Consider the following 243-nt stretch of genomic DNA (forward strand, 5'->3'; position numbering starts at 1 on the left):
CCCCTGATGGGACGTGCCTGGCATGAGCACCACTCTTCCCTCCGCAGCCTTGGACCGTCGTCTTGTCCTGATGAGGCGAATCCGCCTCTTCGCGGCGGCGACCATCACCTATAACGTGATCGAAGCGGTCGTAGCGCTCTGGGCGGGCGGCGTCGCGGACTCTTCGGCCTTGATTGGCTTCGGCCTGGACTCTGTGATTGAGGTGACCTCTGCGCTGGCCTTGTCATGGCAGTTCTCCTCCAA

The 243-nt window shown here is 62.6% G+C and carries 1 pseudogene; it reads left to right on the forward strand.

Features of this window, described 5'->3' with window-relative positions:
* Positions 1-22: 22 nt before the first annotated feature.
* Positions 23-243 (forward strand): annotated as a pseudogene (locus tag ACPYOM_RS23595) (cation transporter); the annotation flags it as partial.

It is taken from the genome of Monashia sp. HAY1-2A (assembly GCF_056755315.1).